We start from the raw sequence: 20899 nt of genomic DNA, 5'->3' as shown, positions 1-20899 counted from the left end.
CGAACAGCCCTACCACAACGCCCCACCCGCCTCCAAGGTTCCCGCGCCGCCGGGTAACGGCAACCGTACAGCGAACGATCTGAGCGCCAAGAGAGCTGGGAGGTTCCGCTGTGACCACCGAAGTGCCGCAGGCCGAGGACGACGAGGCGAGCAGGCCCATGCGCGGCCAGCTCTACTGGATCCTGCCGATCGCGGTGGCCACGATGTCGGTGACCACATGGCTGCTGGTCAACCCCAAGTGGGGCGGGGACGTCGCCGCGATCATCGTCATCCCGGTCAACGTCGCGGCGGTGATCGTCCCGCTGCTGTTGACGGTGAGCACCCCGCGCGCGGTCGCCAAGCGCAACCCCCGACGACGGCGCAAGCTGACCATCGCCACCGCGTTGACCGCCGCCATCCTGCTGACCACCGGGTTGGTGTACTGGTTCTCCCGCGAGGAGGACCCGCTCAAGTACCTCTCCGGACGGGTCAAGATCGGTGTCACCAGCGAGAAGTACCCCGGGTGGAACACCGCGACCAAGGACAAGCACGGCATCGGGTTCGACCGTGAACTGATCAAGTTCCTGGCCGAGGAATACGGATTCGAACTCGACCTGGTCGAACTCGACTCGCTCGACGCCAGGGTCGACCGGCTCGCCGAGTACCTGGGCAAGCCCGACGACATCAAGCTGGTGATCTCCACCTTCTCCATCACCGAGCCGCGGGAGAAGGTGATCGACTTCGCCGGACCGTACTACCAGGACACCGAGGGCTTCTTCACCTACGAGCAAGCGAACAGCTTCGACGAGATCCCCAAGGGCACCGTGTGCGTGACCAAGGGGGCACGGGCAAGCGAGCGACTGACCGACAAGGGGTGGCGGCCGGTCGAGGGCGCGTCCCTGATGGACTGCGTCACCCGGATGAAGAACCCCGACGACATCGTCAAGGCAGTCTCGACCGACGCCTCGATCCTGTCGGAGCTCTCGCGCAACATCGAGGGGTACGGCACCCCGTCCCGGTTCGAGATCGGCCCGGAGCGCTATGGGATCGGTATTCCCAACAACCGCCCCAAGCTGTGCGAGGAGCTGAACCTGAAGATCAGGAAGTTCATCGAGAACGAGTGGATGGGACACATACCGGAGAATCTCCCCTCGGTGTACGACCCACGTGGGCACCAGCCACCGATCCCGTTGCCCACCTGCATGCAGCCGAGCAGCTGACCAGATCCACCCACCGTGGACGAAACCGCGGTGAACGCCCGGCCGGGAGCGGCCGGGCGTTCAGGGGTCACGCGGCGCTGGAGTCCTTGATGAAGCGGGCCAGGCGGGTCATGCCCTCGACGATGGTGTCGGGGTCCAGGGCGCTGCAGGAGAGGCGGAGTTGGTGGTCTCCGGCGGTGTCGTGGTGGAAGTAGCTCATGGGGGTCCAGAGGACGCCGTAGTCGCCGGCGGCTCGGTGGAGGGCGGCGTCGTTGGCGGGGAAGGGGACCTTGACCACCAGGAAGAAGCCGCCTTCTGGGGCGTTCCAGGAGATGCCGAGGGACGCGCGGACGTCGGCGGGGAAGTGGTGTTCCAGTTGGTCGAGGACCGTTTGGAGGTTGGTGCGGTAGAAGTCGATCGCCTGGGCGTTGGCGTCGCGCAGCTTGCAGTCGGCCAGGACCAGCATGCCGCCGATGGCCGCCTGGCTCAGGGCGGCGGTGTTGACGGTGGTCATGCTCTTGATCTTGGAGAGGCTGTCGGCCAGGACGCCCACGGTGCCGTCGAGGGCGGCGACGGGTTGGTCGGCCAGGACGTAGCCGACGCGGGCGCCGGGGAAGCCGGTCTTGGCGAAGGAGCCCAGGTAGATGACGCGCTTGGCGCGGTCGAGGGCCTTAAGTGTCGGGCGCGGGTTGCCTTCGCGGAGGAAGAAGCCGTACGGGTTGTCCTCTAGCAGCAAGAGGTCTTCCTGCTCGGCGACGCGCAGCAGCTCCTCGCGTGCCTCTACCGGCATGCTGGAACCGGACGGGTTAGCGAAGTCCGGCACCAGGTACATCGCACGCGGCCTCTTACCCTGGGCACGCACCTCAGCCGCGGCTGCAGCTACCGCGGCAGGGTCAACGCCGTGCGGACCTTCAGGCACCGGGTGGATCGGGATGTCCAGGACGGTCGCGGTGCCGGTAATGCCGACGTAGCAGGGGGAACTGACCAGCAGCACGTCGTCCGGGCCGGCGAAGAGGGCACGCAGGGTGAGCAGCATGCCCTCCTGGCAACCGACCGTCACCACGACCGACTGGGGCGAGACCTCGATCCCCTCGTCGTTCGAGACAGTGCGGGCGATGAGGTCGTGGATGTGCCCGTTGGTGCGGCCGTACTGGAAGATGTTCGTCCGCACCTGCGCCGGGGTGAACCCGCGCTCGCGCTCCAGGTAGTCCGTGTACGCCTTGAGGTAGTCGAACACCTGGCTGGTCTCGAAGAACCCCTCGTACGGCCGCCCGGGGGCGAACGAGATGGCGTCCGGGAACCGGCCGACCACCTCGTTGAGGAAGTTCATCGACTCCATGCCCGGGTCGGTGACGCTGCCGTGGAGGTCGGCCGCCCGCAGCAGCACCCCCGACATGGTCTCTACTGACACGCCTGCACCCCTCGCTGTCGGGCAACCCACTACGGCATCTGACTACAGGAATTTCCGCAAAAAAGCAGCAGCCTCTTCTTGCGCCCGCTCCCCCGCCGCGAAGTCACCGGCCATCGCGAAGAAGCCGTGCACCATACCGTCGTAGCGGCTCACCTCAGCGGGAACGCCTGCGGCGGACAGCTTGCGCGCGTAGGCCTCGCCCTGGTCGCGTAGCGGGTCGTACTCGGCGGTGATGACAAGAGCGGGCGGTAGGCCTGTGTGGTCGGCAGCGCGCAACGGCGACACGCGCGGGTCCATGCCCTCCGACGGCGGGTCTGCCAGGTAGTGGCTCCAGTACCACGCAACGGAACGGTTGTTGAAGAACGCCGGGTCCACGTTCTCGGCCATAGAGCCGGAAGACGCCGTGTAGTCCGTGTTCGGGTAGACGAGCAGTTGGGCCCGTAGCTGCGGTCCGCCCCTGTCGCGCGACATCAGGGAGACGACCGCAGCGAGGTTGCCGCCCGCGCTGTCCCCGCCGACCGCGATCCGGCTGACGTCCGCGTCGTAGCGGGAACCGTTGGCGGCGAACCACTCCACGGCGCCGTAGCAGTCCTCTAGCGCGGCAGGGAATCGGTGCTCCGGCGCCAAGCGGTACCCCACGGCGACGGTCACACACCCGACGGCGTTGGTCAGGCGGCGGCAGATGGCGTCAGAGGTGTCGATGGTGCCAAGAGTCCAACCACCGCCGAAGAAGTAGAACAGCACCGGCAGCGGACCTTCGACATCCGGCCGGTAGACGCGGATCGGGATCTCCCCGTCCGGTCCGGGGTAAGAGTCGTTGACGACCGACCCCACCTGCTCGGGCGTCCCCCCGGCGGCCTGGATAGAGGCGAGGTCGTCGGCGCGGGCCTGGGCCAGCGAGAGCGTGTAGAGCGGCGGCGTGTCCTGCGCGACCTTGCGCTCGCGCATCGCGGCGACCTGCGGGTCCAGTGGCATGTCGGGGTCCTCTCAGGAGCCCATGGCCAGGCCCATGGCGTGCACGCCGCCATCGACCATGAGCACGGAGGCGGTGGTGGCGGGGAGCAGGTCGGAGAATAGGGCGCACACGGACGTGGCGACCGGGCGCGCGTCGTGCGGGTCCCAGCCGAGCGGGGCGTGGCTGTCCCAGTCGGCCTTGAGCTGGGCGAACCCGGGGATGGACACCGCCGCCTTGGTGCGCAGCGGACCGGAGTTGACCAGGTTGACCCGGATGCCCCGCGGTCCCAGCTCGCGCGCCAGGTACCGGGTGACGGCCTCCAGCCCGGCCTTGGCGACACCCATCCAGTTGTAGGTGGGCCAGGCGACCTGCCCGTCGAACCCGAGGCCGACGACCGACGAGCCGGGGCCGAGCAGCGGCAGGCAGGCGGCCGTGAGCGAGTTGAACGAGTACGTCGACACGTGCACCGCGGTCTGCACGTCGTCCCACGGCGCCTGGCTGAACTCACCGCCGAGGCAGGTGGGCGGGGCGTACGCGATCGCGTGCAGCACCCCGTCCAGGCCGTCGACGTGCTCGCGGACCTTGTCGGCCAGGCCCGCGAGCTGGTCGGCGTCGGTGACGTCGAGCTCGATGACCGGGACGTCCGGGCCCAGCCGCTTGGCCAGCCGTTCGACCAGCGACATCCGGCCGAACCCGGTGAGGATGACCGTGGCCCCCTGCTCGGCGGCGTAGCGCGCCACCTCGAAGGCGATCGACGAGTCGGTGATGACCCCGGTGATCAGCAGTCGTTTGCCGTCGAGCAGTCCGGGCACTGGCAGTCCTCCGTGGTTCTGGCGAGCCCGGCTGGGCTCGGGTCAGCCCGCGGCGCGGGCCGGGCCCAGGACCGCCAGGTGCGCCTCGCGCCACCGGTCGGTCCACGGCTCCGGCCGCAGCGTCTTGGGGTTGATCTTCACGACCGACCGCAGGCCGCTCGCGTGGGGTTGGCCCTGGGGTCCCGCGCAGCGGAAGCCGTAGCGCAGGCTGGTGGTGCCCAGGTGGTCGAGCCACAGGTCCACGTTGAGTGGACCCGTGCCCAGGTAGGGCAGTTCCAGGTCGACCTCGAAGCGGCGGACCACGTGGAACTTGTCCGGGTTGTCCTCGATCGAGGCCTCCCAGGTGAAGCCGTTGCTCTCGAAGAACGCGGCGGTCGCGCGCTCGACGTGCACGGCGTACCTGGCGTTGTGCAGCACGCCCATCGGGTCCAGCTCGTCGAAGAAGACCCGGCTGACGTGCCGGAACGTGCCGGGCTCGACATCGGCGGACAGACCACTGCGCAGCGGTGTCTCGGTCATGGCGCTAATCTAGCACGGTCGTGCGGATTGTTTGCCGATTTCATCCCGCGCCCACCGCCGCGCACGGGACGACCGGGGCCACCGCGGGGGCGGCGAGATCGAGGCAGGCCAGGGAGATCGCGTCCGAGTCACCCAGGGTCACCGAGTTCACGCCCGGGCGGATGCCCGCCGCCGTCACCCAGTGCACGGACTCGGTCGGCACACCGAAGGCGAACCGGCGCGGGTGTGGACGGTCGTCGGCGTCGATGATCCGGTAGGGCCTAGCGGTGACGGCAAGGCCACCGGTCTCGTACTCCCCCACCTTGTGCAGTCGACACTGACCGCTCGCCAAGAGCTTGCCCAGCAACGGGTCCGCTGTCCGCCGCAGGTCGATCTCCTGCAGCCGGGCCTCGATGAGCACGGTCGCGCGCACTACGGACCCAGGCACCGCAGGGGACTCCAGCACGAATCCCGGATCGTCAGGGTCTACGCGCAAACGCACGCCCGGCCCCATCACGTGCAGTACGCCCGCCTCGATAAGAGCGACGGTCTGCTCGATGCGGGCCGCGGGCGGGCCGATCGACAGAAACGCGTTGAGCGGGGTGTAGTGCCCGTCGAGGTGGTCCCGGTGCGACTGTCCGCTGAGGCCGTTGTGGTCGACGACCAGCCGGATCTCGTTGCGCAGGTCGCGCATGACATCCAAGGCGGCCTTCAGCGGGTTGTTGAGGTTGCCCTGCTGCGCTTGGGCGGCATCGGCGCTGAGGTAGTTCAGCAACCACCGCTGGAACGCGTCGTGGTCGGCGAACACCTGACCGCGATAAGGGGTCGCGATGCGCTCCCAGTCCCAACGGTCACCGGTGGGGACCCCGAACTCGTCGAGCAAGAGAGCCTCGGCAGGGTCACCCCACGCCTTGCTCAGGTAGCGCTCACGGAACCGGTCTGCCACACACACGCACTCACGCTCGGCGAGCAGCGTGGCGTAGTAGACCGTCTCCGTCTCCTTCGCGATCAACGGCCACAGCTGGGTCCGGAAGTCGATCCCGTTCTGCGCCCGCAGTCCCGCGATGACCTCCGGCGTGATCACCAACGGGTCGTGGCGACCGGACGGGCCCTTCTGGTTCTCGCCCCGCGCGTGGTACGGCACACCACGGCGGGAACCCGCGTACAGACGAGGTTCGCGACCCGACGGGCGGTAGACCAACCGGCCATAGACCCGCTCGAACCGGCCCCCACGCCCCAGAGTGAAGAGGGCGAGGTGGTCGAAGAAGTTCAAACCGAGCCCGCGCAGCGCGACAGCCGAACCGGGCTGGATCGACGACAGGTCCACGTCCGCCGGGTTGGACGGCAGGACGTACGTCAAGCCGTGCTCGGCAGCGTAAGCGGACAACGCTTGCTCCGACGCGCTAGGCCGGACCGGCACGTGCCCTTGCGCCAAGATGACCGCGGCGAGGTCATCGAGCCTGGTGCCGTCCTCCAGCAGGACCGTCTGCGGCCCGTCAACGGTGCCGGTGGCGTCCTCGAGGGACACCGCCTTGGAGCGGTGCACCTCCACCCGCACCGTGCCGGGAGCCTGCCGCACTACGCGACGGAACACCCACTTGAGGTAGTGCCCATAGAACGACCGAGAGGGGTAAGAGTCCGGTCCGAGCTCACGAGCCTGGGCCAGCACCTCTTCGGGATAGCCCTCGGAGTTGCCCATCAGGACCAAGAACCGCGCCCACTCATAGAGGCTCGGTCCGACCTCCAGCCGCCCGGCCAGGTCGACGCTCTCGTCGGTGAACATCGACACCTGGGAGGCGACGGTGTTCAGCAGCAGCTGCCGGTCCTGGCTGGTGCGCCACACATCGCCCGCGCCGGGGTGGTGCGGGTCGACCACGTGCACGGTCAGCTCCACCCGAGGGGCGTCCCTGGCGTTGGCGCAGATCCGCTCCAGCACCGACAGGCCGCGCGGGCCCATGCCGACCACGCACACGGCGATCCGGCCGGTGCGCGACAGGTCACCACTCGGGGACATCTCGTTCCTCTCACCGGGGCGCTGCCACCCCATCGGTCGACGGGGTCAGGACTTCCAGGTCACCGGGCAGTACTCGGGGTCGGCGTAGTCCGGCGTCCCCGCCTCGGTCTTGCGGACCAGGAAGTCGTGGTTGTAGTTGACCGGCGAGCCGTCCGAGGTGCGGAAGTCGCGGTAGGCGTTGTCGCCGTCCTGCAGGTGCAGGGAGATCGCGCGGCGCGGGCGGTCGCTGACGTTGGCGCCGCTGCCGTGGTAGGTCTTGCAGTGGTGGAAGCTCACGTGCCCCTTGGGGATCTCCATCGGGACCTTGCGCACCTCGACGTTGTTGAACGCCGCGTTGTCCTCGAGCATCTGGTCGAGCTCGGAGCGGTCGCGCTCGGCGAAGTGCCGGTTGGTGGTGTCGTTGTCGCCGATCTCCTTCCACAGGTGGCTGCCGTCCACCATGGTGATCGTGCCCATCTCCTCCGGGCAGTCGTGGAAGGGGATGAACGCGGTCAGCATCTTCTCCGAGGTGGAGGTCGACCAGTAGTGCTTGTCGAAGTGCCACGGGACGATGTTGGTGACCTCGTCGGGCTTGGGCTGCTTGTAGATCAGGGTCGACTGGAAGACCCGGATCTCCTCGGCCTCGGCCAACCGGGCGGCGACCGCGCCGAGCAGCGGCTTGCGCAGGATCGCGCCGAGGGTGTCGTCCTCGTAGTGGACGTAGTCGTTGTGCCGCTGCACGTCGCCCTTCTCGGGCGTCCAGTAGGCCAGGCGCGCCGGGTGCGACGGGAGCGTGCGGTCGCGGTGCCCGGCGTAGTACGCCTCACTCGCGCTGACGAGGGTGTCGATCTCCTCGTCGGTGAACAGCTTCTTGCTCAGGTACCACCCGTGCTCGGCGTAGAACTGGACCTCTTCGTCGGTCGGCACTAACGCGAGCTCTTCGTCGGTAAGGTCGAACGTCCGCAGTTGCGTGGTCACGCTGGTGTTCCCCTCTATCCCCTGTGTGTGCTTGCTCAGCCCGCGGTCGCGGGGCTCTCGGAGGCGCGCAGCACGGCCTCGTAGAGCGCGCGGATGTTGCCGCTGCCGAAGGTCTTGGCACCGTGGCGGTCGATGACCTCCAGGAAGTAGGTGCCCCTGGCGTGGATGGACCGGGTGAAGATCTGGAAGACCTCGCCCCAGTGGTCGCGGTCGACGAGCACGTTGGTGCGGCGCAGCGCCTCCACCCCGAGGTCCACCCGGCCCAGGCGCTCCTGCAGCGCGTCGTAGTAGCCGCTGGGCGTGGACAGGAACTGCACGCCGCGCGCGGCGAAGGTCTCCACCGAGCCGACGATGTCGTCGGTGAGGAACGCCAGGTGCTGCACGCCCGCGCCGTCGTGGCGGGCCAGGAAGTCGTCGATCTGGCCGGGGCGGCGGCTGGCGTCCGGCTCGATCAGGGTGAAGGTCACCTTGGTCGACTTGCTCTGCACGACCTTGGAGTCCATCGCCTGGTCGCCGATCTCGATGTACTCCTCGAAGATCTGGTCGAACTCGAAGACGTCCTGGTAGAACTGGACGGTCTTGGCCAGCGTGCCCGCGGGCAGGCAGACGGCGATGTGGTCGACGATGTCGAGCAGGGTGTCGCCCTCCTCGACGTCCTGGGTCAGCATGCCGATCACGCCGGGCAGGAACTCGTCGCGCTCGCCGTGGCGCTCGATGAACCGGTGCCGCACGTCGCCGAAGCCGATGACCTCGGCGATGGTCACGCTGGTCTCGCCGTCGGTGTGGGTGACCGGCTCGACGACCGCGGTCGCGCCCCGGCTGACGGCCTGCTCGAAGGCCGCCTTCGCGTCGGCCACGGTGAAGGCGAGGCTGGACACCCCGTCGCCGTGGCGGGCCACGTACTGGGCGGCGGCGCTGCGCGGGTTGAGGCCCGACGTGAGCAGCAGCTGTATTCGGCCGTGCCGCAGCAGCAACGACCGGTCGTCGGGCAGGCTGGTCTCCGGCCCGCCCTGCCCCGCCACCCGGAACCCGAGCGCGGTGCACAGGTAGAACGCCGACTGCTGGACGTCACCGACGTAGAGCTCGACGTGGTCGATGTCCTGGATATCCATTGATCCCCCTCCGGGAATGATTCGGTTACCGATGACCACACCAGGTTTGGGCGGCAGACGGAAACACCCCTGGTTGATGCGATCAACCACGGTGTTCGTCGATGGGAAGGCCGACCCGGCTCTAGAACATGTTTACCACAATCGTCATGACCCCTGGTCCATTACCGCATGGAATCGACACACTTCACCACCGGTGCGCACGCACGACACCCTGCTGTCACGGACCGCCACACCCATTCCCTCGAACCAGCCCTCGCGCATCTGCGGACAGGGGCAGTCGTACCCCTCCAGCGCCCGCGCGGCGGCCAACATCTTCAGCGCGTAGTTCTTGGTGATCACGCTTTCCCACTCGTTGTCCCCGGTCACCGCGTGTTCGGCGACCATCATCGCCGGGTTCCAGGAGATCTTGGGGATTTCGCCGAACCACTTCACGAACTCGTCCACCGACATGGTGCGGAAATCCAGACCGTGTTGGTGGCGGTACCAGCGGGCGATTCGGCGGAACACGAACCGAATGGCCTCGGCGTTGATCTCGTTGGCCGCTTCCTGGCCGAACCTGCGCAACACCCCCTGGTACCACCGGGCGTCGTGCAGCCACCAGAACTCGTGCAGCGGCGGTGGCCCCGGATCGGCGTCGGTGTCGCTCTCGACCCGGCCGTTCTCGATTTCCGTCCCACTCATCGCGTTCCCTCCGCCGCTCGCGCCGACGCTCAGCCGAACCGCTTCGCCGTGGTGCTGGTCGGGCCGACCGCGAGGCTGATGTTGTGCCCGCCGAACCCGAACGAGTTCGACAGCGCGACCGAGACCGGGCCCTGCCGCGGCTTGTCGAGCACGTGGTCGAGGTCGCAGCGCGGGTCGACGTCGGTCAGGTTGAACGTGGGCGGCAGCGCGCCCTTGGCGATCGCCAGCGCGGTCACCGCCGCCTCGATCGCGCCCGCCGCGGCCAGCGAGTGGCCGATGACCGACTTGGTCGCGCTCACCGCGGGGCTGTCCGCGCCGAACACGTCGTGCACGGCCTTGGTCTCGGCGACGTCGCCGCGCTTGGTGCTGGTGCCGTGCGCGTTGATGTAGTCCACATCGGACGGGGTGAGCCCGGCGTCGGCGATGGCCTTGCGCATCGCCTCGGCCGCGCCCTCACCGTCGGCGCGCGGCGCGGTGAGGTGGTGGGCGTCGGTAGTGCCACCCCAGCCGATGATGTCCGCGTATCCCGCCGCTCCCCGCGCCTCGGCGTGGGCGACGCTCTCCAGCACTACGACGCACGCGCCCTCACTGAGCACGAAGCCGTTGCGGCCCTTGTCGAACGGTCGGCTCGCCTGGGTCGGGTCAGCCCAACCGTTGGCGGTAGCGCGAGCGTTGACGAAGCCGGTGGCGATGCTCGGGTGCAGCGGCGCGTCAGTGCCACCGCACACCACTACGTCCGCCTCGCCCGCGCGGATCAACCGCAGGCCCTCCGCGATCGACTGGGCACCCGCGGCGCACGCGGTAGCGATAGCGGCGCTGTAGCCGCGTAGACCGAACCGCAGCGCGATCCGCGCGGCCGCCATGTTGGGCAGGATGCCGGGGATCATGTACGGGCTGATCCCGGTGCGGCCCTTCTCGCGCCTAGAGGCCGACTGGTCCTCGTAGGTGAGAAGCCCGCCGCCGCCGCTAGAGACCACGGTCGCGATCCGGTGCGGGTCGGCGTTGTCGCCCACCGCGATGCCCGCGTCGGCGATCGCGTCGTCGGCGGCGGCCAAGGCGAGCAGCACGTACCGGTCCAGGCACGGGTCCGCGCGGTCGTAGATGGTCGCCGGGTCCACGTCCGGTGCCACACCGGCGTTCTCGATCCAGGTCGCGACCACGTGGTCGCGCGGCGGGGTGACGATGCCGGACCGGCCCTCGCTCTGCGCGTCGAAGGTGGTGGTGACGCCGCGCCCCGCCGGGGTGATCATGCCGATCCCGGTCATGACCGCCGTGCGGCCGGGGGCGCTCACGCGGTCACCGCGCGGAGCTTGTCGACGTGCTGCTGGCGCAGGACGACCTTGCGGACCTTGCCGGTCGCTCCGCGCGGGATGTCGTCCTCGTTCACGACGACGACCTCGCGGATGGTCGCGGCGACGTACTCAGGTAGCGCCGCCTTCACCGCTTCGGTCCGGTCGACTGAGGTGTCCGCGCCCGCGTTGAGGGTCAGCAGCACCGCGGAGACCACCTGGCCGCTGTCGTCCTTGACCGCGACGACAGTGCAGTCGAGCACGTCCGGGTTGGTCGCGAGCACGCGCTCCTCGGACTGCGCGGTGTAGAGCCGCTTGCCCTCACCGAGGTCGATAGCGTCAACGGCGCGGTCTACGTGGTAGTAGAACCCTTCCGCGTCGCGGTAAGCGAGGTCACCGGTGAGGAAGTACCCCGCGAGCCTGCTGCGGTAGGTGGTCACCGAGTCGTTCCAGTACCCCGGCGCCAGCGTGGGCGACCGCACCCCGAGCTGACCGACCTCACCGACGGGCAGCTTGTCGCCGTTGTCGTCGAGCACCGCGATGTCGGCGAACGCGTGCGGCTTGCCGATGCAGCGGCCGTAGCGGTCGGTGTCGGGGGTGTGGGTGATGAAGAACTGCGAGTGGCCCATCTCGGTGGAGCCGAGGCCGTCGATGAACGCCGACCCGGTCACCTGGCTCACGCCCTGGGCGCTGACCACGGTGCGGGTGCCGACCGAGATCAGCCTGCGGATGTGCGCCTCGTGCGCGCAGTCACCGGTGTTCCACCAGAACTGCACCGAGGACACGTCGTAGGCGGTCAGGTCCTCGGAGACCAGCTCGGGCCAGGTCGCGGCGAAGCCGAGCACGCAGGTCGGCTTCCAGCGGTCGACCGCGGCGAGCACCTTGGCGCCGGACTGCTCGGACAGGCACAGCAGCTGCGAGCGGTTGCTCAGCGCCAGGCTGGTCGCGATGACGATCGCGGCGTGGTTGGCGGGCAGCGCGGACAGCATCCGGTCGACGCCCTGGGCGCGCGGCAGGCGCAGCCGGTGGCGGACCGAGGCGAACAGGCTGGAGTGCGAGGCGACGACCGCCTTGGGCATGCCGGTGGTGCCCGAGGAGTGGGTGATCACCACCGGGTCGTCGGCGTGGTGGCGGTACTGCTCGGGCGCGGCGGCGGGGTCGCCGTTGACCAGCTCGGTCACGTCGATGAACAGCTCGACGCCCTCGACGCCGTCGCCCAGTGCGCTGCGGTGCGCAGCGTCAGTGAGCACCGCGACCGGGCGGACCCGGGTGATGTAGACCGCCGCCGTCGCGCCGGGCAGGTTCTTGTTGACCAGCGCCGGGATCGCGCCGATGCGCGCCAACGCGAGGTAGTTGAGCACCAGGTCCGCGGAGGCGGTCACGTAGATGGCGACCGGGTCGCGCGGGCGGATCCCCTTGGCGTGGAACACCGAGGCGCGGCCCGCGACGAGGAACTCCAGCTGCCGCAGGGTCAGCGCCTCCCAGGCGGGGTGGCCCTCGACGTCGGTGTCGAAGCTCAGCGTCGGCTCGTCGAGCCCGTAGCCGCTGCGCACGAGGGTGCTCAGGACGTTGCCGATGCCCAGGTCGGGATCGGCCGCCAGCTGCGCCCTGGTTGTCTTGACGGTCACTGCGTACTCCTCTGGTCGGTTCGGGGGCGCGTCTTACTCGGTGGTGGGCGCGCGGTGTCCCAGCAGCAGCGCGGTCGCCTGCTCGGCACCCTGCTCGACCAGCACCACCAGCACCTCGTCGGCGGCCTCGTCGACGACGAGCAGGTCGGCGACGGCCAGCGCGTCGGCGAGCGGGTCGCCGACCGGGCTGGTGCACACGACCGGCCCGCGCAGGCCCCAGGTCACCGCGACCCGGCCCGCCGCGGAGTTGGCCACGGACTGGAAGAACAGGATGGGCGGCATCCGCTTGCCCGCCTCGATCGCGGCGGCCACCGCCGTCGCGGTGCCCAGGTCCCCCCGCACGCTCACCACCACGACCGCGGTGCGGTCGCCGCGGTCGGCGGGCGCGGGGGCCTCGCCGTGCACTTGGCGCAGGCAGTCGTCGGCGGCCTGGGCGATCAGCGGCGCGAACGACGAGCTGACGAACCCGGGTAGCGGCGCCGGTTGCCGGGACGGGTCCGCCCCGGGGAAACGCGCCTCGGCGAGCACCGTCAGACCGTCCACCGTGGACAAATCCACAACAGACAGTGCGGTGTCCGTCGTCGTGGTCATACCCGTGCCACCACCAATGCCGTGTTAGCGCCGCCGAAAGCGGAGTTGACGGTGAGCGCGTGGTCGACCTCGCGCTCCCACGGTCGCCCCAGCACCAGGTTCAGCCCCAGGCTCTCGTCGGGACCGGCGTACCCGGCGTTGACCGGCAGCCGCCCGGTGCGCAGCGCGTGCACCGTGACCGCCAGCTCCAACAACCCACCCGCCTGCAGCGTGTGGCCGTGCACCGACTTCGACGAGCTCACCGGGATCCTGGCCGCCTCGGTGCCGAGCGCGCGGTGCAGCGCGGCCGCCTCGGCGGCGTCGCTCTGCGCGGTCCCGGTGCCGTGGGCGTTGATGTAGCCGATGTCGGCGGGCACCCGGCCCGCCTTGCGCAGCGCCGCGGTGACGGCCCTGGTCATGCCGCCGCCCTCGGGGTCGGGCTGGGTGATGTGGTGGGCGTCGCCCGCCCGGCCCCACCCCGCGATCCTGGCGACCGGGGTCGCGCCGCGCCGCGCGGCCTCCTCGGCCGACTCCAGCACCACCGCCGCCACGCCGTCGCCGAGCAGCATGCCCTGCCTGCCCGCGGAGAACGGGCGGACGTGGCCGTCGGTGGCCAACGAGCGGCCCGCGTCGAACAGCGCGAAGTTGTCCTGCTCCACCAGGTACCCCGCCGCGACGACGACCCGGTGGGCGCGGCCGTGCGAGATCATCGTGGCCGCGTCCGCGACCGCCGTGCTCGCCGCGACGCACGCGGTCATGTACGCCCTCGGCGCGGGACCGAGACCGGCCCGGCGCGCGATGGCGTCGGCGATGGCGCCGGGGCCGGTGCGGTCCGACTCGGGCAGCCGCGCCACCGCCGGGTCACCGTGCACGGCGACCAGCAGCGGGCTGACCACGCGCTCGTCGGCGCCCAACCCGGCCTGCGCGCAGGCCCGGTCGAGGATCGCGACGAGCTCGTCGGCCAGCACCGGGTCACCGGGCAGCTGCGCGGCCAGGTCGGTGCGGTAGCGACCCGCGTCGAACCGGGTGACGGGCGTGAACGCGGGGTCGCCCGCCGCGGTCCGCTCGCCGAGCGCGGCCAGGTCCCACCCGGTGCCCGCGATCGCGGCCAACCCGGTGACCACCACGTCCGCGCCACCGGCCCCGTGCGCCTCAGCCATCGCCGCGCCCACCCACCAGGTCGGCGAGCACCTGCGCGGCACCGGCCACGGTGTGCATCCGGGACAGGTCGGCGTCGTCGAGGTCGAGCTCCACCCCGTAGCGCTGCTCGGCCTGGTGCAGCAGCCACGCGAGCTCCAGCGAGTCGAGCTCCTCGGTGTCGCCCTTGGACACCTGGGCGCGGTAGCCGGAGATCATCTCGACCACGTCCTCGCGGGTGGGCGCGGCGGTCGTCTCACTCACGAACGCTGCCCTCGGCGACCGGCTCCAGCCTGCCCGCGACATCGGCGACGAACTCGTCGATGGTCATCAGCGAGACCTGCTCGATCTCGTCCTCGTCGATCTTGACGCCGAACCGGTCCTCCAGCTGCACGGTCAGCTCGGCCATCGACAGCGACTCGAGGTCCAGCCCGGCCGGGCCGAGCTGGGTGTCGCCGGGGACGTCCTTGGTCGCGTACTGCAGACCGACCAGCGCGTCGATGACGAACGCGCGGACTTCTTCCTTGGTGCTCATGGTCTTCCTCTCGTGGCGGAACTCGGCCGCACCCGGACGCGGGCGCGGCCGACCGTGCGCCGACCCGGGGTGGGGCGGCGCCTGGTGGGGACCGGTCTGACTAGTTCTGGTCGGCGACCCGTTGGGCGGCCGCGCGCAACGCGGCTCGGTCGCGCAGGAGCTTGCCGCTGGACGTGCGCGGCATGGCCGGGAGCACGTGCACCGCGCGTGGCCGCTTGTAGGCGGCGAGCCGCTCCCGCAACCACGCGTCGACAGCGCCACCGGCCGCGTCGGCGGAAACCGACACGTACGCCTTGATTCCCTCGTCGTAGAGCACCACCGCGGCCTCGACGCCCGGCGCGTCGGCGAGGGTCTGCTCGACCTCGGTGAGGTCGACCTTGAGCCCGCCGATGGAGACCTGGGAGTCGAGCCTGCCCTTGATGACGACCCGGCCGGTGACCGCGTCGACCTCGCCCGCGTCCCGGGTGCGCAGCCAACCGTCGGCCCAGCGGGTCGGGTCGACGAGACCCAGGTAGGGGGAGCGCTCGCGGCTGAGCAGGACCTCGCCGTCCACGACCCGCACGGCGATGCCGGGGGCGGGGGTCAGCTCGGGCCGGTGCGCGCCCTCGATGTCGGTGGCGATGACCCCGAGCTCGGTCATCCCGTACATGTTGCCCAGGGTGATGCCGTAGCCCTCGGTCAGCGCGCGCCACAGCTCCGGCCGCACCAGCTCGCCCCCGGTGATCATCCGGCGGAACCCGGGCAGCGCGGGCGGGTCCACGACGGCGGCCAGGACCTCCGCCTGCGACGGGACCCCGATGAGGGTGGTCGGCGCGTCGCCGTCGGCCAGCGCCTTGAGGATGCCGTCGATGGTGAGCCTGGGCGGCACGACCATCGGGACACCGGCGTTGAGGCCGTGCAGCAGACCACCGACCAGACCGAGCACGTGGACCATGGAGCCGAGCACGACCGCGCGCTCACCGCGCTGAGGAATCCCCTCGATCGCGTTGTAGCGGTCCAGCTCGGCGATGACGTCGGCGGCGGTCCGCCCGATGATCTTCGACGGCCCGGTCGAGCCCGAGCTGAGCTGGATCAACGTGTGCGGCGTGGCCGCCGGGACACCGGCCGGGTTGGGCAGGTAGACGGGCTCCACGTCGAACAGCGCGCGCAGCGCACCGGACACCGGTCCCGCCGGTTGCACGAGCAGCTGCGGAGCCAGCCTGGCCACCGCTTGGTCCACTTCGTGCTGGGTGAGCCGGTAGTCCAAGAGGGACACCTGGGTGCCCAACCGCCAGGCGGCGAGCAGCACGGTGACGAACCCCAGCGACGGCGGGAGTCGCAACGAGACGCTCCCACCGGGAGCGAGCCCGGCCGCGACCAGCTCGCGTTCGCGCTGGTCGACCAGCTCGCGCAGCGCCCGCCGGTCGAGCGGGGCGCCGAGGTGCAGCGCCAGCTCGCGCTCCGGCCCGCCGAGCAGCAGCTCGCCGACCCACTCGCCGGTGTCCGGAGCCGAGGGCTCCCCGGTCGCGACCGGGGATAAGTGGGTCTCACTCGACATGGTGTTCCCCCCTATTCGGAACCGGAATCGGGAATGAAGATCCAATAGCGGACATGGTGTGCACAACGTCCTCAGACGAACCGCTACGTCTACAACAGACGGTGAAAACCTTGGCGCCCACGCGGCAGCGACCCCGGCAACTCACCCCTTGCGATCCACGTTACTGCCGGCAATCCGGAGAACGCAAGAGATTCGCGCAACGGGTTTTCGTCGGCACGGTCACAGGGTCAGACAATGATCGAATGAACAGCGGAAGAATGGATGAACGCGCAACGATTGACCTCTTGAGACAGATACCGACTAGTAGATACACGGCGGCGAACAGTAGGGGTACAACGCCCACCCGACCCGCGGGCGGAGCAGACACATGAGACGATCCGAACACCGGAAATGCCCAATCGTGTGGTATCCGTCGGAAATGGACAGTCTGCCGCGGACGATCGTGCTAACGCACCAGCGCCGGTCCGATGTCGGTGAGCGCGGGGGTGCCCGAGAGCACCATCGCCTCCTCGAGTTCCGCGCGCAGGGTGGACAGAACGCCGGTCACGCCCACGTCGCCTGCCACCGCGAGTCCATGCAGGACCGGCCTGCCGACGAACACCGCGGCGGCGCCGATGGCGAGCGCCTTGAGGACATCGGTACCCCTACGAACCCCACCGTCGACAAAGACCGGCACCGCCCGGCCGACCTCGGCGGCGATCTCGCCGAGCGCGTCAATAGCCGGTATGGCCGAATCGAGTTGGCGACCGCCGTGATTGGACACCACGATCCCGTCGACCCCGTGGTCGACGGCGAGCCGGGCATCGGCGGCGGTGAGGATTCCCTTCAGCACAAGCGGCAATCGGGTCGTATCCCGCAACCAGGCCAGATCCGCCCACGTGATGGTGGCGTCGAATTGCTCCCGGGAATGGCTCTGAATCGAGGAACCGGATTCGCCCATTCGCGCTACGGCCATGGCCGCCGGGTCGACATTGGCCGCGGTGACGCCGGGCGGGAGGGTGAACCCGCTGCGCAGGTCGCGCGGCCTGGTCGCCACCCGGGGGGCGTCGACGGTGAGCACGAGCGCGCGGACCCCGGCGGCCTCGGCACGGCCGATGAGGTCGGCGAGCGCGTCGCGGCGGCGCAGCCAGTACAGCTGCAGCCAGAGCGGGGCGGTGGTCGCGGCGGCGATGTCGGCCAGCGTGCGGCTGGCGAACATGCTGACCACGAACGGCAGGCCGCACCCGGCGGCGGCGCGAGCGGTCGCGACCTCGCCGTCCGGGTGGACGAGCCGGTGGTAGGCCATCGGCGCGATGGCGATCGGGGCGCGGACAGAGTCACCCAGCAGGGTGGTGCCCAGATCCGGTTTGGTGACGTCGACGAGCACCCTGGGGAGCAGCACCCTGCGGTCGAAGGCGGTCCGGTTGGCGCCGACGGTCAACTCTGCGCCGCTGCCACCCTGCAGGAAGTCCCAGGTGGGCCCGGGTAATCGGGCCTGCGCGGCCCGTTCCCAGTCCAGCAGGGACAGCATGTCGCCGTTGCCCTGACTCTCCGCCACGAAAGTCCCCCAACCGCTGACGCCCGGTGGTCGATGCCCTCCGGCCGGGAGTCGTCCCGCCGATCGACCTCGGGCGTCAGTGTACCCAACAAGGCCGATCGTTCGTACGTTTTTCTCCGCTGGCGGCGGTTTAGCGACGCTCTTCGACGTCCCCACCGGTCACCGCACGGGTGCGGAGAGTCACAGGTTCGGCCAGTTGAGCGCCACGGCGCGCTCGGCGAGCATCAGCGTCGGCAGGGTCGTAGTCGCCCGGGGGCTCACCGGGAACGCGGAGGCGTCGATGACGAGCAGGTCGTCGACGGCGCGCACCCGGCAGGTCTCGTCGAGGACGGAGTCGGCGTCACCCGCCTGGCCCATCCGGCAGGTGCCAACCGGGTGATTGTAGGTGCCGACGGTGGCGTGCACGGCGTCCACGAGATCGGCGTCGGCGATCCCCGGGCCGGGCACCCGCTCGCCCACCAGCAGGCTGGCCAGCGGCGACTGCTCGGCGAGCCTGCGGATCACCCGCAGCCCCTCGGCGACCCGGACGGCGTCACGGGGGTCGCGGTAGATCCCGGTGTCCACCACGGGCAGGTCGGCGGCGTCGCGCGAGCGCAGCCGGACCGAGCCGGTGGAGTGCGGGGCGACCAGGGCGGAGGTCATCAGCAGGTCGAAGCCGGTGGGGTGACCGGCTGGCGCGCGGGTGGGCATGGTCGCCATGGCGTGGATGTGGATGTCCACGTCCGGCTCGTCGCGGCTGGTCTTGATCGACAACATGGTGCGCAGCGGGGCGGGGCGGGACTCGCGGTGCTCCTCGGCGGTGGCGAACAGCGCCGGGGTGGACGGGTGCTCGAGCAGGTTCGACCCCACACCGGGCACGTCCGCGACGAGGTCGACCCCGACCTCGCGCAGGTGCTCGGCCGGACCGACGCCCGAGCGCAGCAGGATGGCCGGGCTGCCGTAGGCGCCCGCGCTGAGCACGACCTGCTCGGCGGCGATCTCCTCCCCCGAGGCCAACCGCACGCCGACCGCGCGGCCGTCGCGGATCAGCACCGTGTCGACGTCGGCGTCCGGGCGGATGGTGAGGTTGGGCCGCTGGGCCGCGTGCTCCAGGTAGACCAGCGCCGAGTTGTAGCGCCTGCCGCCGACCTGGTTGAGCGGGGTGAGCCCGGCACCGAGCGAGTCGGCGGCGTTGTGGTCGTCGACGAGGGCGAAGCCCGCCTTCTCGCACGCGGTGAGGAAGCGCTCCTGGGAGTCGGTCAGCTCCTCACGCGCGTAGCGGCGGACCGGCGTGCGACCGGGCAGCGCGCGCGGCTCGGTGTCGTGGTCGGACTCCAGCGCCTGGTACACCGGCAGCACCTCGTCCCACGCCCAGCGCGGCAGCCCCCTGGCCGCCCAGGCGCGGTGATCCGTCGGCCTGCTGCGCAGCGCGACGCAGAAGTTGACCGCCGTCGACCCGCCGACGACCTTGCCCCGCGGGATGGGGAAGGTGTGGCCGCCGTGGGTCAGCGGGGCGCTGGCGAAGCCCCAGTCGTGGCCGCGCGGGAAGCCGAGCCCGTCGAGCAGGTCGGCGGGCCACTGCGCCTCGGTGGCGTAGTGCGGCCCGGCCTCCAGCAGCAGGACCGAGCAGGTCGGGTCCTGCGAGAGCCTGCTGGCGACGACCGAGCCCGCCGCGCCCGCGCCGACGACGATCACATCGTGTGTCATGAACCCGCTTCTTCGTGTGGGTGGGGTCGACGGTCAGTCGACCAGGACGGGCAGTCTGCTCAGCCCGCGGATGAGGGTGTTGGACTGCCACACCAGCTCCTCCGGCTCCACCGCGAGGCGCAGCTTGGGGAAGCGGGTGAGCAGCCGCTCGAAGGCAACCCTGCCCTCGATCCTGGCCAGCGGCGCGCCGACGCAGTAGTGGATGCCGTGGCCGAAGGTCATGTGCCCGCCCATCGGCCGGGTGATGTCCATGGTCGCCGCGCGCGGGAAGAACTCGTCGTCGCGGTTGGCCGAGGTCAGGATGGTGGCCACGAACGAGCCTGCCGGGATGACCGCGCCGCCGATCTCCACGTCCTCGGTGGAGTAGCGCATCATCGAGGTGTTGGCCGGGCCGTCGTAGCGCAGGAACTCCTCGACCGCGTTGGGCAGCAGCGACAGGTCCGAGCGCAGCAGCGCCAACTGCTCGGGGTGGGTCAGCAGCGACAGGGTCCCGTTGCCGATCAGGTGGACCACGGTCTCGTGCCCGGCGAACAGGGTGAGGAAGGCCATCGAGACCACCTCGACGCTGCTCAGCGCCTGGTCCTCGTCGCGCGCGGTGATCAGCGCGGTCAGCAGGTCGTCGCCGGGGTTGCGCTGCTTGTGGTCGATGAGCTCCAGCAGGTACCCGGCCATCGCCGCCGCGGAGGACTTGGCCTCGTCCGAGCGGTTGTCGGAGGTCAGCGCGACCGGGGCGGAGTCGGTGCCGATGGCCAGCGCCCAGCGGTGGAAGTCGGAGCGGTCCGAGGCGGGCACGCCGAACAGGTCGCAGATGACCGTCAGCGGCAGCGGGCTGCCGAACTGGCCGACCAGGTCCACCTCACCGGTCGGGTCGATGGCGTCGAGCAGCTCGTCGACCAGGGTCGAGACGTTGGGCTTGAGGCCCTCCATCCGCCGCGGCGTCAGCGCCTTGGCCATGAACCGGCGCAGCCGGGTGTGGTCCGGCGGGTCGACGTTGAGCATGTGCCTGCCGAACTGCGAACCGTAGTCCTCTTGCGTGGGGCGGACGTCGGAGCCGGTCTCGACCAGCTTGCGGCCGTGCACCAGGTCGCTGGAGAAGCGGCGGTCGGCCATCACCGCGCGGGCGTCGGCGTGCTTGGTGACCATCCAGACCTTGAGCCCGTTGGGCATCAGCACCTCGCGCACCGGGGTCTCGGCGCGCAGCTTGTCGTAGACCGCGTGCGGGTCCTGCATGTCGGCGGCGTGGAAGACGAAGGTCTCCCCGCGCTCCTGGTGCTCGGCGGGTAACGACTGGCCGGTGGCTTGATCTGCGGACACGACACTCCTCGGATACCGGTTCGGCTTGCTCTCCCCCGTCGCAGCCCG

19 protein-coding genes are annotated in these 20899 nt (G+C 70.3%); 1 reads left to right on the top strand and 18 read right to left on the bottom strand.

Going from position 1 to position 20899, the window contains the following annotated elements:
- The first annotated feature begins 110 nt into the window (after positions 1 to 110).
- A complete protein-coding gene (locus LV79_RS27385) occupies positions 111 to 1199 on the top strand; it encodes a substrate-binding periplasmic protein (protein ID WP_253841103.1) in 1089 nt (362 codons plus the stop codon).
- A gap of 67 nt (positions 1200 to 1266) precedes the next feature.
- On the opposite strand, the gene LV79_RS27380 is transcribed toward LV79_RS27385, so the two are convergent.
- The 18 genes from LV79_RS27380 to LV79_RS27295 all read right to left on the bottom strand — a co-directional run bounded on the left by LV79_RS27380 (position 1267) and on the right by LV79_RS27295 (position 20851).
- Complete coding sequence (locus LV79_RS27380; RefSeq protein ID WP_253841101.1) at positions 1267 to 2589, bottom strand: aminotransferase-like domain-containing protein; 1323 nt, start codon at positions 2587 to 2589, stop codon at positions 1267 to 1269.
- Positions 2590 to 2631: 42 nt separating this feature from the next.
- Positions 2632 to 3564, bottom strand: coding sequence for a LipP1 family hormone-sensitive lipase (lipP1, locus tag LV79_RS27375; RefSeq protein ID WP_253841100.1), 933 nt, complete (start codon positions 3562 to 3564; stop codon positions 2632 to 2634).
- A gap of 12 nt (positions 3565 to 3576) precedes the next feature.
- Positions 3577 to 4356: an enoyl-ACP reductase FabI gene (gene fabI / locus LV79_RS27370; RefSeq protein WP_253841099.1), complete on the bottom strand. Its 780-nt coding sequence runs from the start codon at positions 4354 to 4356 to the stop codon at positions 3577 to 3579.
- A gap of 42 nt (positions 4357 to 4398) precedes the next feature.
- Entirely contained in the window at positions 4399 to 4875 is a 477-nt protein-coding gene (locus LV79_RS27365; protein WP_253841098.1) for an acyl-CoA thioesterase, read from the bottom strand.
- A 40-nt stretch (positions 4876 to 4915) separates the two neighbouring features.
- Positions 4916 to 6868, bottom strand: coding sequence for an FAD/NAD(P)-binding protein (locus LV79_RS27360; protein ID WP_253841097.1), 1953 nt, complete (start codon positions 6866 to 6868; stop codon positions 4916 to 4918).
- Positions 6869 to 6913: 45 nt separating this feature from the next.
- Positions 6914 to 7825, bottom strand: coding sequence for a phytanoyl-CoA dioxygenase family protein (locus LV79_RS27355; protein WP_253841096.1), 912 nt, complete (start codon positions 7823 to 7825; stop codon positions 6914 to 6916).
- Between the two features lie 35 nt (positions 7826 to 7860).
- On the bottom strand, positions 7861 to 8937 hold the full coding sequence (gene hppD / locus LV79_RS27350; protein ID WP_253841095.1) for a 4-hydroxyphenylpyruvate dioxygenase: 1077 nt from the start codon (positions 8935 to 8937) through the stop codon (positions 7861 to 7863).
- 144 nt (positions 8938 to 9081) lie between these two features.
- A complete protein-coding gene (locus LV79_RS27345; protein ID WP_253841094.1) occupies positions 9082 to 9618 on the bottom strand; it encodes an L-2-amino-thiazoline-4-carboxylic acid hydrolase in 537 nt (178 codons plus the stop codon).
- 29 nt (positions 9619 to 9647) lie between these two features.
- Positions 9648 to 10910, bottom strand: a complete 1263-nt coding sequence (locus LV79_RS27340; RefSeq protein ID WP_253841093.1) for a beta-ketoacyl-[acyl-carrier-protein] synthase family protein — start codon at positions 10908 to 10910, stop codon at positions 9648 to 9650.
- Complete coding sequence (locus tag LV79_RS27335) at positions 10907 to 12535, bottom strand: class I adenylate-forming enzyme family protein (RefSeq protein WP_253841092.1); 1629 nt, start codon at positions 12533 to 12535, stop codon at positions 10907 to 10909. The genes LV79_RS27340 and LV79_RS27335 overlap by 4 nt, the downstream gene beginning before the upstream one ends.
- A gap of 33 nt (positions 12536 to 12568) precedes the next feature.
- Positions 12569 to 13126 carry a beta-ketoacyl synthase chain length factor gene (locus tag LV79_RS27330; RefSeq protein WP_253841091.1) on the bottom strand — a complete coding sequence of 186 codons (558 nt, stop codon included), beginning with the start codon at positions 13124 to 13126 and terminating at the stop codon, positions 12569 to 12571.
- A complete protein-coding gene (locus LV79_RS27325; protein ID WP_253841090.1) occupies positions 13123 to 14265 on the bottom strand; it encodes a beta-ketoacyl-[acyl-carrier-protein] synthase family protein in 1143 nt (380 codons plus the stop codon). The genes LV79_RS27330 and LV79_RS27325 overlap by 4 nt, the downstream gene beginning before the upstream one ends.
- Entirely contained in the window at positions 14258 to 14506 is a 249-nt protein-coding gene (locus LV79_RS27320; protein ID WP_253841089.1) for a hypothetical protein, read from the bottom strand. The genes LV79_RS27325 and LV79_RS27320 overlap by 8 nt, the downstream gene beginning before the upstream one ends.
- The gene (locus LV79_RS27315; protein ID WP_253841088.1) at positions 14499 to 14777 is read right to left on the bottom strand and encodes an acyl carrier protein; all 279 of its coding nucleotides are present in this window, start codon (positions 14775 to 14777) and stop codon (positions 14499 to 14501) included. The genes LV79_RS27320 and LV79_RS27315 overlap by 8 nt, the downstream gene beginning before the upstream one ends.
- A 100-nt stretch (positions 14778 to 14877) precedes the next feature.
- Complete coding sequence (locus LV79_RS27310; protein ID WP_253841087.1) at positions 14878 to 16314, bottom strand: class I adenylate-forming enzyme family protein; 1437 nt, start codon at positions 16312 to 16314, stop codon at positions 14878 to 14880.
- 445 nt (positions 16315 to 16759) lie between these two features.
- Positions 16760 to 17851 (bottom strand): alpha-hydroxy acid oxidase, encoded by a 1092-nt coding sequence (locus LV79_RS27305; protein WP_253841086.1) that lies wholly within the window; start codon positions 17849 to 17851, stop codon positions 16760 to 16762.
- A 180-nt stretch (positions 17852 to 18031) separates the two neighbouring features.
- Positions 18032 to 19537, bottom strand: a complete 1506-nt coding sequence (locus tag LV79_RS27300; protein WP_253841085.1) for a GMC family oxidoreductase — start codon at positions 19535 to 19537, stop codon at positions 18032 to 18034.
- A 33-nt stretch (positions 19538 to 19570) separates the two neighbouring features.
- Positions 19571 to 20851 carry a cytochrome P450 family protein gene (locus tag LV79_RS27295; protein ID WP_253841084.1) on the bottom strand — a complete coding sequence of 427 codons (1281 nt, stop codon included), beginning with the start codon at positions 20849 to 20851 and terminating at the stop codon, positions 19571 to 19573.
- Positions 20852 to 20899: the final 48 nt, after the last annotated feature.

This window comes from Actinokineospora globicatena (assembly GCF_024171945.1).
Taxonomy (GTDB): domain Bacteria; phylum Actinomycetota; class Actinomycetes; order Mycobacteriales; family Pseudonocardiaceae; genus Actinokineospora; species Actinokineospora globicatena.
This window is presented reverse-complemented; position numbering and strand designations above follow the sequence as displayed.